Origin of the sequence: Comamonas sp. B21-038 (genome assembly GCF_022387135.1) — a bacterium.
Classification (GTDB): domain Bacteria; phylum Pseudomonadota; class Gammaproteobacteria; order Burkholderiales; family Burkholderiaceae_C; genus Comamonas; species Comamonas sediminis.
Map to the genome: position 1 here is coordinate 820,156 of NZ_CP092462.1, position 13,858 is coordinate 834,013.

Genomic DNA, 13,858 nt, shown 5'->3' on the forward strand with positions numbered 1-13,858 from the left:
AGAAGAGCTTAGAAATTGACGTTCAACGAGACGGCGTAGGTGCGGCCCGGGTTGGTCAGCAGCTGGATGTCGCGCTGGTCCTTGGCCACGGAGGGCTGCAGGCTGCGGCTGCTGGCGTAATCCCAGTAGCGCTTGTCCGTCAGGTTGTAGATGCCGACATTCAGGCGGGCATTCTTGTTGATCTGCCAGTAGCCCGACAGGTCGAACAGCGCATAGCCGGGCACGCGGAACTGCTCGATGCTGGAGTCGGCAAGGTTGCTGCCGGCATTGGTGTAGCTGTCGCGGTTGGTGGCCTGGGCCTGCTTGCCGGCCACAAAGGTGCCGGTCATGTTCACGCCCCAGGCGCGCATCGGCGCGTCATAGCCCACGCCGATGACGGCCTTGCGCGGCTGGATGGTATCCAGCGGCACGTCCTTGTCACCGGCATAGTAGGACTTGGAGCTGCCATGGGCCAGGCCCAGCGCCCAGGTCGAGTACAGGCCCTTGACGGCGGGTTCCCACTGTCCGTGGTCCAGGCGGGCGCTCATTTCCAGGCCATAGATCGTGGCCTCGTCGCGGTTCTCGGCCTGGTAGATGGTGCCGATGTGCGCCGGCACATTGCTGAACTTGTCCGGTGCGCTGGCGCGGGTGTAGCGGGTGTAGCCGATGAAATCCTTGTAGCGCGTGTAGAAGGTCGATGCATTGAACAGCACGCCGTCCGCCGGTGAGCCCTTGACGCCGATCTCGAAGGCGTTGCTGGTCTCTTGCTTGAGGTTGCTGTTGCCGATCAGTGCGTACTGGGCGGAGCCGGCATAGTTCTGGTCCATGTTCCAGGAGCCGAACACCTCGCCAGCGGTCGGTGCACGGCCACTGCGCTTGTACTGGCCGTAGGCGATGAATTGGGGCGTCAGCGCATAGGTCAGGCCCAGGCTCGGGCTCCAGATGGTGCTGCTGAGGTTGCTGTACAGCTTGGAGGCGGCCTCTTCGGTCAACGCACCTTCGGCAAAATCGCCCAGATGCTTGGGCTCCACCTGGACCCGGTCCACGCGCAGCGCTGGAATCACGCCCAGGCGCTTGCCGCCGACGTCAAAACCGATGTCATCCTGGATGAAGGCACCCAGGCGCGTAGTGTCGGTGTCGGGCTGTGGCTTCATGTAGCCCGGCACGTTCCAGGGGCGCTCCTGGCTCTGCGCCTGTGCATTGAAGCCGAAGCTGATGCGATGGCGGCCGATGTGCTTGTCGCCGGTCGTCGACAGGCCCCAGGCCTTGGTCTTGTTTTGCGACAGGTTGCGCGTGGTGGCGCCGCCCGCCAACGTGGTGGTGTCGGTCACGTCTTCGGTATCGGTGTTCTGGAAGAACAGGCGCGTGTCCAACTGGTCCACCACGGCGTTGGTGGGCGTCCACAGGTGCGACAGCTGCAGCGTGTTGCGGCTGGTGTCGCTGTCCTGCCTATTGTTTTGCGTGATGGTGCTGTTGTCGCTGCTCCAGCCATAGAACTGGTTCTGGTTGCTGCGCCGGTACAGGTCGGCAGACAGCTCCATGCGGTTCTCGGCATCGATCTGCAGGCCGCCCTTCATCAGCAGCGCGTTGGAATGCCAGTCTTCCGGCGATGCCTTGATGCCCAGCGCGCTGTTGTTCTGCGTCTCCTTGCCATCGCGGCGCGAGAAGGCGATCAGGCCGTCGAGGCTGCCCGATTTGCCCGCTGCGGTGATGCTTTCGTTCCAGGAATGGTCGGCGGAATCAAAGCCGAGCTTGCCACCGAAGTAGCTGGTGTTGCCATTGCGCAGAAAGTCGCTGGCCGACTTGGTCTTGAAGCTGACGGCACCGCCAATGCCGCCAGCGGCGCGCCGGGCTGTGGTGGTGCCCGACTGGATACCGACCGAGGAGAACATCTCGGGGTCGATAAAGTCGCGGCCAATGCCAAAGGTGTTGTTGCCGGCGCGGCTGACATAGGGGCGGGTGCTCGCGTCGGGCATTTCGATGCCGTCCACATCCATGCCGATGCGGTTGCCTTCGATACCGCGAATGTTGTAGCCGGTGGTGCCCGAGCGGTCAAAGCTGCTGCGGTTGCGGCTGGTGCCCGATGCCGTGCCGGGGGCCGACACCAGCGGCTGGTAGCGCGAGATGTCGGCCATGCTGTTTGCTTTTTCCAGCTCCTCGCTGCTGATCACGGTGATCGTGCCGGGGGCCTTTTCTGCCTTGCCCTGCACCGTGACTTGCGGCATCGTCGATTCCGTCTGTGCCAGTGGCACAGCCGGCTCCGGCGCGGTCTGCTGCCCCCAGGCACCGCTGGATACCAGCGCGGCCACGGCGGCGGCCAGGCAACGGGGTTGGAAAGTGGAAGTGGCGCGCGCAGCCATGCGCTGCGCCTTGTCAGAGGTGCGAGAAGCCATAGGGTCCAGCCAGTTAATGCAAAAGGGGAAGGAAAGACTGCTGGCTACTGACCCGTGCTGCATGCGGAGGATGCAGGCTCAAGGCAAGGTGTTGTTATTGCTGGCGCCTGAAAAATGCCATTTTATATGAAAATGATTATCATTTGCGTTGTTTCTTGGCATCGCCTTGTTGGCAAGCCTCGTGCTGCGGTGGCATGGACGGGGTCAGCGCTGCTGCTAACGCCCTGCATCCCGCCCACGCGCGTCGCAGACCTCAAGCAGTGCCGGTGCGGGTAGTGGACCTGCTGAGCTGGTCCCAGCAGAGGGAACCGGCAGTGTCCCGGCACCTGCCCCCGTTTGGCCTGACCACTCCGCAGCCGCTGGGCACCGGCAGCGGCACTTGCGATGCCCGGCCACTCTGGTGAAACTGCCTTGCCGCGCTACCGCCCAGGCCCGCGAGTCATTGATGTGTTTGCAGCGCAGGGCGGGATCCGGCGGGGGACCTGGCAGCGCTGCTGAACGCCCTCATCGCCTTCATTGGGTGGGTGGATCAGGCTATATGGAATATGATCATCTCGCTGATAACGCGGTCCCGAGGACGCTCGCTGTGCAGGCCTGCCCAGCCGCGCAGGACCGCACCGAGAAATTCAATGAGAGGATATGCCACCATGAAAAAGCCCGCTGCTCGCCCCCTGTCCGCCCTCGTGCTGGCCACCGTTCTGGGGGGGCTGGCCTGTGCCGCTTCTGCCGCGCCGCTGACGTTTCTGAACCAGACCATCACCGCCAGCGTTCCCGCCAAGGATGTGCCCGCGCTGCGCAAGGCGGTGGGCGATGTGCTGAACCATGCCGCTGACAAAAGCACTACGCAATGGACCAGCAGCCACGGCCCGCGCCAGCGCCAGGTGCAAATGGCGCTGACCCCGCTGCAAACCAGCCAGACCCAGAAGGCCGATACCTGCCGCCTGCTGAATGTGGAAGCCAGCCGGCCCACCGGCAAGCGCAAAGAGGAGTGGCAGTTCTGGTTCTGCAAACAGGCCGACGGCACCTGGAAGGCCAGCGCCCAGTAAACACGCAGCCGGGTCGCCCCTGCCCGGTGCGGCAGGCGCGGCCCGCTGGCTTGTCTGACAGAGCCCATCTGGCGATGGGAGGGAGAGACCAATGACGAACAAGATGAATCGGCCGACTGCGCGCAAGCTGGCTGCGGCCATGTTGGCGGGCGTGCTGGGCATCAGCAGCATCAGCAGCGCCATCGCCTGCACGCGGGTGGTCTACCTGGGTGCGAACGACCAGGTCATCACAGCGCGCTCGATGGACTGGAAAAACGACATCACCAGCAACCTCTGGGTCTTGCCACGCGGCATGGAACGCACGGGCCAGGCGGGGCCCAACTCGCTGCGCTGGACCTCGCGCTACGGCAGCCTGGTGACCTCGGGTTATGACGTCTCGACCACCGATGGCGTCAACGAGGCGGGGCTGAGCGCCAACCTGCTGTGGCTGGCCGAGTCGCAGTACCCCCCGTTTAATGACAAGAGCAAGCCCGGCCTGACGATTGCCGCCTGGGCGCAGTATGTGCTCGACAACTTTGCGACCGTGGCCGAGGCCGTCAAGGCGCTGGAGCAGCAGCCCTTCACCATCGTCTCGGACAACGTGCCCGGCGAAGACCGGCTCACCACCTTGCACCTGTCGATGTCGGACGCCAGTGGCGACAGCGCCATCGTCGAGTACATCGGCGGCCGCCAGGTCATCCACCACAGCCGCAGCTACCAGGTGATGACCAACTCGCCCACCTTTGACGAACAGCTGGCGCTGAACAGCTACTGGAAACAGATTGGCGGCACCGTCATGCTGCCCGGCACCAACCGCGCTGCCGACCGTTTTGCGCGCGCCTCCTTCTACGTCAATGCCGTGCCCCAGGACCAGGAGCCCAACAAGGCGCTGGCCAGCGTGTTCAGCGTGATCCGCAATGTCTCCGTGCCCTATGGCATCACGACCCCGGACCAGCCCAATATCTCATCGACGCGCTGGCGCACGGTCTTCGACCACAAGCGCAAGCTCTACTTCTTTGAATCGGCGCTGACACCCAATACCTTCTGGGTGGACCTGAAGGCACTGAACTTCAGCCGCGACACCGGCAAGGTGCTGAAGCTGGATCTGGGCCCCAACCAGAACCATGCGTTTGCCGGCGATGCGACCGGGGCTTTCCAGCCTTCGGCGCCGTTCAAGTTCCTGGGGTTGCAGTAAGGCGGTGCGCGGCGGCGTCGGCGCTTGCCAATGCCGCGCTGCGTCAGCGCCGTGGCGGTGCCGCGATGGCCTGGAGCAGCTGTGCGGTCTCTGAAGGCTTGCGGATCTCCAGCCATTGCAGATGCGCAAACTGCGCATCATTGCGCAGCGCCGCAAACTTGCGCTGGTTGTTGGCATAGGTGGTCCAGGCCCACAGCAGGATGGAATCCTTGGAGAACAAGGCCATCGCCAGCGACTCCCGGTTGCCGTGCGACAGGCGCTGGCGCGTGATGCTGTGCCGGAGCGTGCGCCAGAGCAGGCGCGAGAAAACCGTGAAGCGGCTGTAGTTGAGCCACACGACATGGGTGGCTTGCGGCCAGAGGATATCGCGCACATCGCTGTAGTTGCCATCGGCCACCCAGCGCTCGCCTTGCGTGGCCTGCGCCACCCGCTGCCGGAATTGCTCCGTCGGCACGGCCTGCCAGTCCGGTCCCCAGTACAGCGCGTCCAGCTCGATATAGCGGGACGCCGTCAGGCCTGCCAGCGCCTGGGCAAGGGTTGATTTGCCTGCACCACTTGTGCCTACCACCAGATAGCGCATCTCCATCCTTTGCCCGGTTGTGGCCCGCTGTGCTGCTCGCGGGCAAAGAGGGGGGATTCTAGCCAAACCCTTGGCCTGGAATAGCGCAGCTTGCCGGTCACGATGCCGGTCGCTTGTACTCAAATGGTCCGGTACTGGCGGCTCGACACGCTGATCGCGTTGCCATCCGGGTCCTTGGTGTTAGCGAAGGCATAGCCATGGGCCTGGTGCAGGCTGCCAAATGCCAGCCCCTTGGCAGCGGCCTGGGCCACAAACTGCTCAACGTCTGCCACGCTAAAGCTGAGCTTGAGCACTGCAGAGCCAAACTTCAGGCTCTTGGCGGCCTGGTGGATCAGGATCTCCGCGCCGCCGTGCAGAGGCTGGAGGCTGATCAGGCCATCGACCACCTTGCAGTCAGAGGCATAGCCAAAATGCTCGACATAAAAGCGCGCCGTGCGTTGCATGTCTTTGGCGTAGATGAGCAGGGTGGTGAGCGCGATGGTCATGGCGGGCCATTATGGCAGCGGCATCGCTGGGGCGCTTGCATTGTCAGCACACGGTGGCTGGCGCTTGCTAGGCAGCGGCGCTGCTCCGCGCATCAACGATGGGAACGGCCCGCAGGGTCACATAACTGTTGCTAATAAGGTACAAAATAATATTGAGTATGAGACTGATTCGTATTTGATAAGTACCATGGGGACCGCCTTTTGCAGGTTGCCACCCATGATCCAAGCGGGTTGGCGGCTGCAAGGCTTTGAGGATTTCCGGCGCTGACCAGCCCACGCCATCCACGCAGAAATCCATCGGACGGTGACAGCGCCGCATGCGCTTAGCCCTGGTGGCTTGCTTTCAGCGTGCAGCACGCGATAAGCGGCGCTGTCTCGTCCCGTCATTGCTACTTATCGGACGAGAGCATCTTTCATGTCTTCATTCACTTTCAAGCCGCGCCACACCGCGCTGGCGCATGCGGCTGTCTGCCTGGGTCTGGCCTTGCACCTGCAGGCATCGATGGCGCAAACCGCCAGCTTTGATATTCCTGCACAACCGCTGGCCAGCGCGCTGGCGCAGTTAGCCCGCCAGGCGAACCTCAGCTTTTCAGCTGCACCCGATGCCGCGCAGGGCCGCCAGGCGCCGGCGCTACAAGGCGTGCAGGAGGTGTCGCAGGCCTTGAATATGCTGCTGCAAGGATCGGGCTTGCAAGGACGGGTGGAGGGGGGCGTGCTGACAGTGCAGGCTACCGCCCCAGCGCAGGCCGCAGCCGCTGTGGCCGCACCATCGGCAGCACCCGCAACGGGGTCCGAAGTCACGCTGTCAGAGGTGACGGTGCGCACCAACCAGCTGGGCGAGATCACCGAGGGCTCGGGCTCGTACACGCCGGGGGCGATTGCGACGGCGACCCGCCTGGTGCTGACGCCGCGCGAGACGCCACAGTCCGTCAGCGTTGTCACCCGCCAGGTGATGGACGATTTCCAGCTCCATTCCATCGACGATGTGATCAACCACACGCCGGGCGTGAGCATCGTGACCTATGACAGCGAGCGCACGGAGTACTATGCGCGCGGCTTTGCGATCCAGAACTTCCAGTACGACGGCATCCCGATGTCGCGCAACTCGGCCTACTCCGCCGGCAATACGCTCACAGATATGGCCATCTACGACCGCGTGGAAGTGCTCAAGGGCGCTACCGGCCTGCTTACCGGCAGCGGTGACCCAGGCGCCACCATCAATCTGGTGCGCAAAAAGCCGACCAAGGAATTCAGCGGCCATGCCACGATCAGCGCGGGCAGCTACCAGAATTACCGGGGTGAGCTGGACATCAGCGGCGCGCTCAACGACAGCGGCAGCATCCGCGCGCGCGGCGTAGCCAGCTACCAGGACAAGCATTCGCAACTGGACCGCTATGAGCGCAAGACGGGCGTGCTGTACGGCATCGTCGAGATGGACCTGACGCCCCAAACCCTGCTGACAGTGGGCGCCGACCGCCAGGACAACAAGCCCACCGCATCGACCTGGGGCGGCATCCCCTTGCTCGATGCCAAGGGTAACTTCAACGCCATGCCGCGCTCGTTCAACAACGGTGCCGACTGGAGCCATTGGGACCAGTACACGCGCACTGCCTTTGCCACCCTGGAGCACAACTTTGACAGCGGTTGGGTGACCAAGCTGCAGCTCAACCACCAGATCAATGGCTACAACGCCAACCTGGGCGCAGCAGCGGGCGGCAACCCTGATCCGGTGACTGGCACCGGCGTGAGCCTGTGGCGGGGCCAGTACATTGGCCGCACCACCAGCGATGCGGCGGACCTGTACGCCAGCGGCCCGTTTTCGCTGCTGGGGCGCAGCCACGAGCTGGTGGTGGGTGGCAGCCTGGCCAAAAGCCGTTGGAAGAACGATGGCTACTACAACGACAACAGCGGCTTTGATGGCTCGGTCAGCAACTACTACCAGTGGAATGGCAAGGTGCCCGCACCGGTCTGGAACAGCACGCCGGATTACAGCAATGACGAGAGCACCTACGAGAGCGGCATCTACACAACGGCCCGGTGGAACCTGCGTGACGACCTGAAGCTCATCACCGGCGGGCGCTTGTCCAACTACAAGAACCGGGTGCAGGAGCAAAAGGAGAAGAATGTCTTCACTCCCTACCTGGGCGCCGTGTATGACCTGAACCAGAACTACTCGGTCTATGCCAGCTACAGCGGCATTTTCAAACCACAGTCCTACCAGACCGAGCAGGGCCGCACCCTGGATCCGCTGGAAGGCAAGAACTATGAGCTGGGCGCCAAGGCCTCGTTCCTGGGTGGCCGCCTTAATGCCAGCGCCGCCATCTTCCAGACCTTGCAGGACAACTTTGCCGTGGAGAGCGGGGGCATTACTCCCAGCGGCAACCCGGCTTACCGTGCCATCCAAGGCGTGAAAACCCGAGGCTGGGAAGCCGAGGTCTCCGGCCAGATCACCCCTGCCTGGCAGATCCAGGCCGGCTACTCACACAGTATTGCCCGCAAGGATGGCGAGCGCGTCTCTACCCTCACGCCCTCCAACCAGTTCAACCTGTACACCAGCTACAAAATGGCGGGCAGCCTGAGCGGTCTGACCGTTGGCGGCGGCGCCCGCTGGCAGGACAAGACCTGGGGCACCATCAGCGTGCCCACCGGCGGCAATGCCGTGCACACCGTGCCCAATTACTGGGTCTGGGACGCCATGGCCCGTTACGACTTCAACAAACAGCTCTCCGCCTCGCTCAGCGTCAAGAACCTGTTTGACAAGAAGTACTACACCATCTTTAGCTGGTACAGCACCTACACCTGGGGCGAGCCACGGACCGTGAACGTGAGCTTGAAGTACAAGTTCTAAGCGCTGCTGTTTTCAAGCGATGCGCCACGGTCTGGAAGGGCCGGTGGTGCATTTTTCTTGGCGCCGACATGCGCAGGTGCGACTGGCCTAGCCTGTGCGCCGCTGTCCCAGGTGCTTGCTGAGAAAGTCGATAAAGGCGCGGGTCTTGGGCGGCAGGTGGCTGCTGTTGGGGAAGACGACGCTGATCGACTGGCGGGGCAGGCTGTAGCCTGGCAGCAGCTGCTGCAATGCGCCGCTGTGCAGGTCCTGCTCAATCAACCAGGCCGGCAGCACCGCAACGCCCATCGACGACAGCGCCATCAGGCGGATGGCGGCGGAGGTGTTGGCCTGGTGGGCGGCGCTGCCTTTGACCTCGGAGGTCTTGTTCTGGGGGCCGCGCAGGGTCCAGTGCGTGGGGCTTTGGAGGTTGCTGTTGGCGATCCAGGGGAGTTGGGCCAGATCCGCGGGCTGCCGCACGGGATGTTTTTTGAGCAACGCGGGCGAGGCGACGAGCAGGATGTCGTAGTCGTCCAGTTTGCGGCTTTTGAAATCGGAATCGGCCAGGCTGCCCAGGCGCACCACCAGGTCGAGCTTTTCGGCAATCAGGTCGCTGAGCGAAGAGTTGGTGTCGTAGCGGATGGAGAGGGCCGGGTACTGCTGCGCAAACTTGGCCACCAGCGGCAGGATGAAGCGCTCGCCGTATTCGCCGGTGGTGCTCAGGCGCAGGGTGCCGGCGATCCGCTTGCGCCCCTGCATGGCCCTGTCAAACTTGTCTTCCAGCTGGCCGACCAGCTCCTTGAACGCATCGTAGAAGTCCTGGCCCGCTTCGGTCAGCGCAATGCTGCGCGTGCTGCGCAGCAGCAGCGTTACCGCCAGAACCTCTTCCAGCGCTTTGACATGCAGGCTGGCCATGGCCTTGCTGATGGACAGGTAATCAGCCGCCTTGGTGAATGAGCCCAGCTCGACAACGGCTAGAAAGGTCTGCACGCGGTGGAGCTGGGTGGAGAGGGCGATGCGGTTCATTGTTCAATCTGGCCAAACAAAGATTCAAGCATAGCGGTATCGACGGGCTGCGCAGCGCTGCCTACCATGCTGGGCCAAAGGGATCCAAGATGACGTACCGCTACCGCATTGCCACCGTGTTCCTGCTGGGATTTTTCATTGACTGCATCAACATCTTCATGCCTGCCGTGGCCTTGCCGCGCATGGCCGCTGCGTTCGAGATCGGCAGCGCTGCCAGCGCCTGGGTGGCGAACGCCTACATTCTGGGGCTGACCCTGGTCATTCCGCTCAGCCCCTGGCTGGCCAGCCGCTGGGGCGCCCGGCGCTTGCTGGCCGCATCGATGCTGGTCTTTGCAGTGGCCGTTTGGGTATGCGGCGAGGCCAGCAGTTTTGGCCAGATGGTGGGCTGGCGCTTCGTGCAAGGCATGGCGGGCGGCCTGCTGATCCCCGTCGGCCAGGCGATGACCTTCAACCGCTTCCAAGGCAGCGAGCGGGCCCGTATCTCAACCCTGGTCATGGCGGTGGCGCTGCTGGCGCCTGCACTGTCTCCCGGCCTGGGCGGCTGGATCGTGGACCAGGCGTCCTGGCGCTGGGTCTTTCATGCCAACATTCCGCTGGCGCTGGCTGCTGCTGCGTTGTCCTGGCTGTGGCTGCGCGACGAGCCCTCGCCAGCGCAGGCAAGGCCGGACCTGCCTGGCCTGCTGCTGATCATCGCCGCGCTGGCCAGTGCCCTGCTGGGCATGTCGCTCTATGGTGCCGGCCAAGCCGGTGTGGTGGCGCTGGCTTGTTTGGGGACTGCGCTGGGGTTTGCCTACCTCTATGCCCGGCATTTCCGCCAGGTGGCCGATGCCATTGTGGATGTGCGTTTGCTCAAAAGTCCCCGTCTCGCGCTGTCGATCTGGGTGTACTACGCGATCCCCGGCGTTTTTACCGGGGTGAACCTGCTCAATATCTTTTATCTGCAAGACCTGCTCCACCTGGGGGCCGCGCAAACGGGGCGCTTCATGGTGGTGTATGCCGCTGGGGCCCTGGCAACCATGCTGCTGTGCGGGCGCCTATACAACCGGGTGGGGGCAGGGCGCTTGTTTCTGCTGGCGATGCTGCTGCACAGCCTGGGCATTGCAGCGCTGGCAGTGGTCGATTCCAATCTGGATCTGCCGGTCCTCATCCTGGCCTATGCGCTGATGGGCATGGGTGGCGGGTTGGGCGCCAACACCGCGCAGACCACGGCGCTGATGGATTTTGACGGCGCCCAGACCCACAAGGCCAGCGTGCTGTGGAACATCAACCGCCAAATGGCCTTCAGCGTGGGGGCGGCACTGCTGCTGATGCTTTTCAATGGGCTCGCCCAGCACTGGCCGGCGCCCCAGGCCTACCATCTCACATTTGCCATCGCCGCCTTGCTGGGCTTGCTTCCTCTTCTTCAACTGCGCAGCTTGCCTGCAGAAAATACCCACCATGGATAAGACCTACACCCAGGCTGCCGAGCGCAGCGTCCACGCAGTGCACGAACTGATCCAGACCATTTTTGCCGGCGAGCCGGGCATGGCGCGGGCCGCCATGGGCCAGCTGATGCCCGTGTTTGCCGAAGGCTTCAGCATGGTGACCACTGCGGGTGCCGTGGTGCAGCTGCCGCAGGTGGCTGCGATGTTCCAGCAGGCCGCTGGCGGCCGGCCCGGGCTGCGCATTGAGATCAGCGAGGTGGCCACTGTCTGGCAAGCCGCCAGCAGCGTGGCGCTGCGCTACAAGGAGACCCACCATCTGAACGGCAGCGCCACGGCGCGCTGGGCGACGGCGATTGTGGACTGCGCCGATGGTGACGTACGCTGGCACTACCTGCATGAAACGGCCTTGAGCCGTTGATGCCAGGCGCGCGGCATCGGCGTGCCGCGATGACGCGCGCCGGTGCTTACTTCATCCGCTGCAGCCGCATCGCCACCCGAGATCGCTCGGCATGGATGGACGTGGCGCTGCCGACCCGTGCATCGCGCAGGCGGCCATGGTGCACTAGGCGGTTGTCGCAATCAGCCGGTCCAGGGTCTCCTGGCTGGAGGCCTCTGGGCGGCGAATGGTGCGGCTGTGCTGCCCATCGATGGAGACCGCCGGGTCGCCATGGACGGTGACTCTGCGCACGATGCGGGGTTGGTCGCCGTAGTCGTTGATGGCGAAATGCTGGGTGGAGCGGTTGTCCCAGATGGCGACGTCGTCTTGCTGCCATGACCAGCGAACAGTGTTTTCCAGGCGCGTCACGCGGTTTTGCAGCAGCTCGAAGATGCGGGCGGATTCGCTGCCGGTGACGCCCAGGATGCGGCGCACGAAATGCCCGAGCAGCAAGCCGCGTTCGCCCGATACCGGGTGCACGTGGACGATGGGGTGCTCGGTTTCATAGATGGCGGAGGTGAACACCTTGGTTTGGTGGTCGAGGCGGCTGCTGTCCACCTGTGTGCGTTCGGCGCCGTAGTCGTAGTCGTTGCTGTGCAGCGCCCAGAGGCTGTCGGCGAGGGCCTTGAGCTGGGGCGGTAAATTGCGGTAGGCCGCCGTGGTGTCGGCCCACACCGTGTCGCCGCCGTAGGGCGGAATGACCACGCCGCGCAGCACCGAGTATTTGGGAAAGGCGTCAAGGAAAGTGACATCGGTGTGCCAGGAGTCCGCGCGGCCACCACCCTTGGAGGCATCGAGTTCGAAGATCTTGGTGCCTGATGGCGCAGGCACGGTGGGGTGGGCGACGGTCTTGCCCAGACGCGCGCCGAAAGCCTGGTGGGACGCGTCATCGAGATGGCCCTGGCCACGGAAGAAGAGCACCTTGTATGTCACCAGCGCGCGGGTCAGGTCGGCAATGGTCTGCTCCGGCAGATCGGGTGAGAGTTGGATGTTCTGCACCTCGCCGCCGAGGGTGCCCGCGACACGTCGGATCTGCAGGTTGCCAATGCTGGTGTCCACCGCAGACGAGGCGGTGGGTGTGCGAGCGTTCATCTTGATTCTCTCTAGGTGGTAGTGGCTGGGATGAAGCGATGGCAATGACAACGCGTTCATCCTGAAACTTCAAAGTGTCCTGTCTCTCCAGAGAATTGGTTGGAAGCATTTCAGATATGGAGATGCATATTTCGTCTATGCAAAACGGCAGCGCCCAGCGCCCGGTGGCTATATTGTTGGTATGACTTTTCAAGCCGATCTCTCCAACCCCTTCCTGCGCCAGGCTGTCGAGCTGCGCGATGTATTTGCGCGCGATGCGATCGAGCGCGACAAGGCAGGCGGAAAGCCGCTGGAGCAGTATCAGCAGATCAAGGACAGTGGCTTGCTGCGGCTGGGCATTCCCGCGCAGCACGGCGGCGCTGGCCAGCCCTGGTCCACCGCATTGCGGGTGGTGCGCGAGTTCGCCCAGGCCGACAGCTCGGTGGCGCATCTGTTTGGCTACCATGGATCGTCGTTGCACTCTGCGCATGTGCTCAGCAGTCCCCAGCAGGCCGCGCAGCTGTATGCGGCCTCGGCGGAGGGCAACTGGTTCTGGGCCAACAATTCCAATGCCGGAGCGCGCAGCCTGACGGGGCGCTGGCAGGGTGACCACTGGGTTCTGAATGGCAGCAAGCCTTATACCTCGGGCAGCCATGTGGCAGACCATCTGCATATCACCTGGGTGGACGAGGACAGCGGTGAGACCATCGATGCCGCTATCCCCGCAGGCCGCGCAGGATGGAAGGCGCTGGACGATTGGGATGCCTTTGGCCAGCGCCAGACGGGCAGTGGCACCTGCAGCTATGAGAACGTGCGGGTCGAAGCCCATGAGGTCTACGAGCGCCGCAGCGCCACGCCGCGCGCTCCGTACCGCACACTGATTCCGTTTGTGCAGCAAAGTGTGCTGCTCAATGTGTTTCTGGGTACCGCGCAGGGTGCGCTGCTGCGGGCGCGCGCGTACTCTCTCAACGACAGCCGCCCCTGGGTGCATTCGGGCGTGGAGCGGCATGTGGACGATCCCTGGGTCAAGCGCGTGTATGGCGATCTGTACACCCGCACGCTGGCCGCTACCGCGCTGGCCGACCAGGCACTCGATGTGCTGGACCGGGTGTGGGCGCGTGGCGAGGCATTGACGGCCGCCGAGCGCGGCGAAGCCGCGATTCCGCTGGCGGCGGCCAATGCCTTTGCCGGCAATACCGCGCTGGAGGTGACCAGCAAGATTTTCGAGGTGACGGGCACCCGCTCCACATCGAACGAGCTGGGCTTGGACCGCTTCTGGCGCAATGTGCGCACGCATACCTTGCACAACCCCGAAGAGTACAAGACCCGCAATGTGGGCTACTGGTTTCTGACGGGCGAGCCGCCCGTGCCCAGCGGCATCCAATGAGCTGGGCGCTGTGCCCGCAGGGCGATGGAAAGC

Annotated in this window: 10 protein-coding genes and 1 pseudogene; 6 read left to right on the top strand and 5 right to left on the bottom strand. The window is 63.8% G+C overall.

Annotated elements, in window-relative coordinates:
• Nucleotides 1-8 precede the first annotated feature (8 nt).
• Nucleotides 9-2,372 (bottom strand): TonB-dependent hemoglobin/transferrin/lactoferrin family receptor, encoded by a 2,364-nt coding sequence (locus MJ205_RS03765; protein WP_239811251.1) that lies wholly within the window; start codon nucleotides 2,370-2,372, stop codon nucleotides 9-11.
• Nucleotides 2,373-3,019: 647 nt separating this feature from the next.
• On the opposite strand from MJ205_RS03765, the gene MJ205_RS03770 reads away from it, so the two are divergent.
• Nucleotides 3,020-3,418, top strand: coding sequence for a hypothetical protein (locus tag MJ205_RS03770; protein ID WP_239811252.1), 399 nt, complete (start codon nucleotides 3,020-3,022; stop codon nucleotides 3,416-3,418).
• 139 nt (nucleotides 3,419-3,557) lie between these two features.
• The gene (locus MJ205_RS03775; protein WP_239812656.1) at nucleotides 3,558-4,592 is read left to right on the top strand and encodes a linear amide C-N hydrolase; all 1,035 of its coding nucleotides are present in this window, start codon (nucleotides 3,558-3,560) and stop codon (nucleotides 4,590-4,592) included.
• A gap of 43 nt (nucleotides 4,593-4,635) precedes the next feature.
• Here the strand turns inward: MJ205_RS03775 and MJ205_RS03780 are convergent.
• Nucleotides 4,636-5,211, bottom strand: a pseudogene (locus MJ205_RS03780) (ATP-binding cassette domain-containing protein); the annotation flags it as partial.
• A gap of 80 nt (nucleotides 5,212-5,291) precedes the next feature.
• Entirely contained in the window at nucleotides 5,292-5,657 is a 366-nt protein-coding gene (locus tag MJ205_RS03785) for a VOC family protein (protein ID WP_239811254.1), read from the bottom strand.
• A 415-nt stretch (nucleotides 5,658-6,072) separates the two neighbouring features.
• Here MJ205_RS03785 and MJ205_RS03790 point away from each other — a divergent pair, with 415 nt between their 5' ends.
• Nucleotides 6,073-8,505 carry a TonB-dependent siderophore receptor gene (locus MJ205_RS03790; protein WP_239811255.1) on the top strand — a complete coding sequence of 811 codons (2,433 nt, stop codon included), beginning with the start codon at nucleotides 6,073-6,075 and terminating at the stop codon, nucleotides 8,503-8,505.
• Nucleotides 8,506-8,592: 87 nt separating this feature from the next.
• On the opposite strand, the gene MJ205_RS03795 is transcribed toward MJ205_RS03790, so the two are convergent.
• On the bottom strand, nucleotides 8,593-9,507 hold the full coding sequence (locus MJ205_RS03795; RefSeq protein WP_239811256.1) for a LysR family transcriptional regulator: 915 nt from the start codon (nucleotides 9,505-9,507) through the stop codon (nucleotides 8,593-8,595).
• 89 nt (nucleotides 9,508-9,596) lie between these two features.
• Between MJ205_RS03795 and MJ205_RS03800 the strand changes: the two genes are divergently transcribed.
• Together MJ205_RS03800 and MJ205_RS03805 are read left to right on the top strand one after the other, a co-directional pair.
• Complete coding sequence (locus MJ205_RS03800; RefSeq protein ID WP_239811257.1) at nucleotides 9,597-10,952, top strand: MFS transporter; 1,356 nt, start codon at nucleotides 9,597-9,599, stop codon at nucleotides 10,950-10,952.
• The gene (locus tag MJ205_RS03805; RefSeq protein WP_239811258.1) at nucleotides 10,945-11,349 is read left to right on the top strand and encodes a DUF4440 domain-containing protein; all 405 of its coding nucleotides are present in this window, start codon (nucleotides 10,945-10,947) and stop codon (nucleotides 11,347-11,349) included. The genes MJ205_RS03800 and MJ205_RS03805 overlap by 8 nt, the downstream gene beginning before the upstream one ends.
• Nucleotides 11,350-11,493: 144 nt before the next feature.
• Here the strand turns inward: MJ205_RS03805 and MJ205_RS03810 are convergent, their stop codons facing one another.
• Nucleotides 11,494-12,459: a TauD/TfdA dioxygenase family protein gene (locus MJ205_RS03810; RefSeq protein ID WP_239811259.1), complete on the bottom strand. Its 966-nt coding sequence runs from the start codon at nucleotides 12,457-12,459 to the stop codon at nucleotides 11,494-11,496.
• A 181-nt stretch (nucleotides 12,460-12,640) separates the two neighbouring features.
• Between MJ205_RS03810 and MJ205_RS03815 the strand changes: the two genes are divergently transcribed.
• Nucleotides 12,641-13,825 (top strand): acyl-CoA dehydrogenase family protein, encoded by a 1,185-nt coding sequence (locus tag MJ205_RS03815; RefSeq protein WP_239811260.1) that lies wholly within the window; start codon nucleotides 12,641-12,643, stop codon nucleotides 13,823-13,825.
• Nucleotides 13,826-13,858 lie beyond the last annotated feature (33 nt).

Bases quoted from the DNA above. Each gene is read 5' to 3' on its own strand.
- MJ205_RS03765 (WP_239811251.1), bottom strand. From the start codon at position 2,372: ATGGCTTCTCGCACCTCTGACAAGGCGCAGCGCATGGCTGCGCGCGCC.
- MJ205_RS03770 (WP_239811252.1), top strand. From the start codon at position 3,020: ATGAAAAAGCCCGCTGCTCGCCCCCTGTCCGCCCTCGTGCTGGCCACC.
- MJ205_RS03775 (WP_239812656.1), top strand. From the start codon at position 3,558: ATGTTGGCGGGCGTGCTGGGCATCAGCAGCATCAGCAGCGCCATCGCC.
- MJ205_RS03785 (WP_239811254.1), bottom strand. From the start codon at position 5,657: ATGACCATCGCGCTCACCACCCTGCTCATCTACGCCAAAGACATGCAA.
- MJ205_RS03790 (WP_239811255.1), top strand. From the start codon at position 6,073: ATGTCTTCATTCACTTTCAAGCCGCGCCACACCGCGCTGGCGCATGCG.
- MJ205_RS03795 (WP_239811256.1), bottom strand. From the start codon at position 9,507: ATGAACCGCATCGCCCTCTCCACCCAGCTCCACCGCGTGCAGACCTTT.
- MJ205_RS03800 (WP_239811257.1), top strand. From the start codon at position 9,597: ATGACGTACCGCTACCGCATTGCCACCGTGTTCCTGCTGGGATTTTTC.
- MJ205_RS03805 (WP_239811258.1), top strand. From the start codon at position 10,945: ATGGATAAGACCTACACCCAGGCTGCCGAGCGCAGCGTCCACGCAGTG.
- MJ205_RS03810 (WP_239811259.1), bottom strand. From the start codon at position 12,459: ATGAACGCTCGCACACCCACCGCCTCGTCTGCGGTGGACACCAGCATT.
- MJ205_RS03815 (WP_239811260.1), top strand. From the start codon at position 12,641: ATGACTTTTCAAGCCGATCTCTCCAACCCCTTCCTGCGCCAGGCTGTC.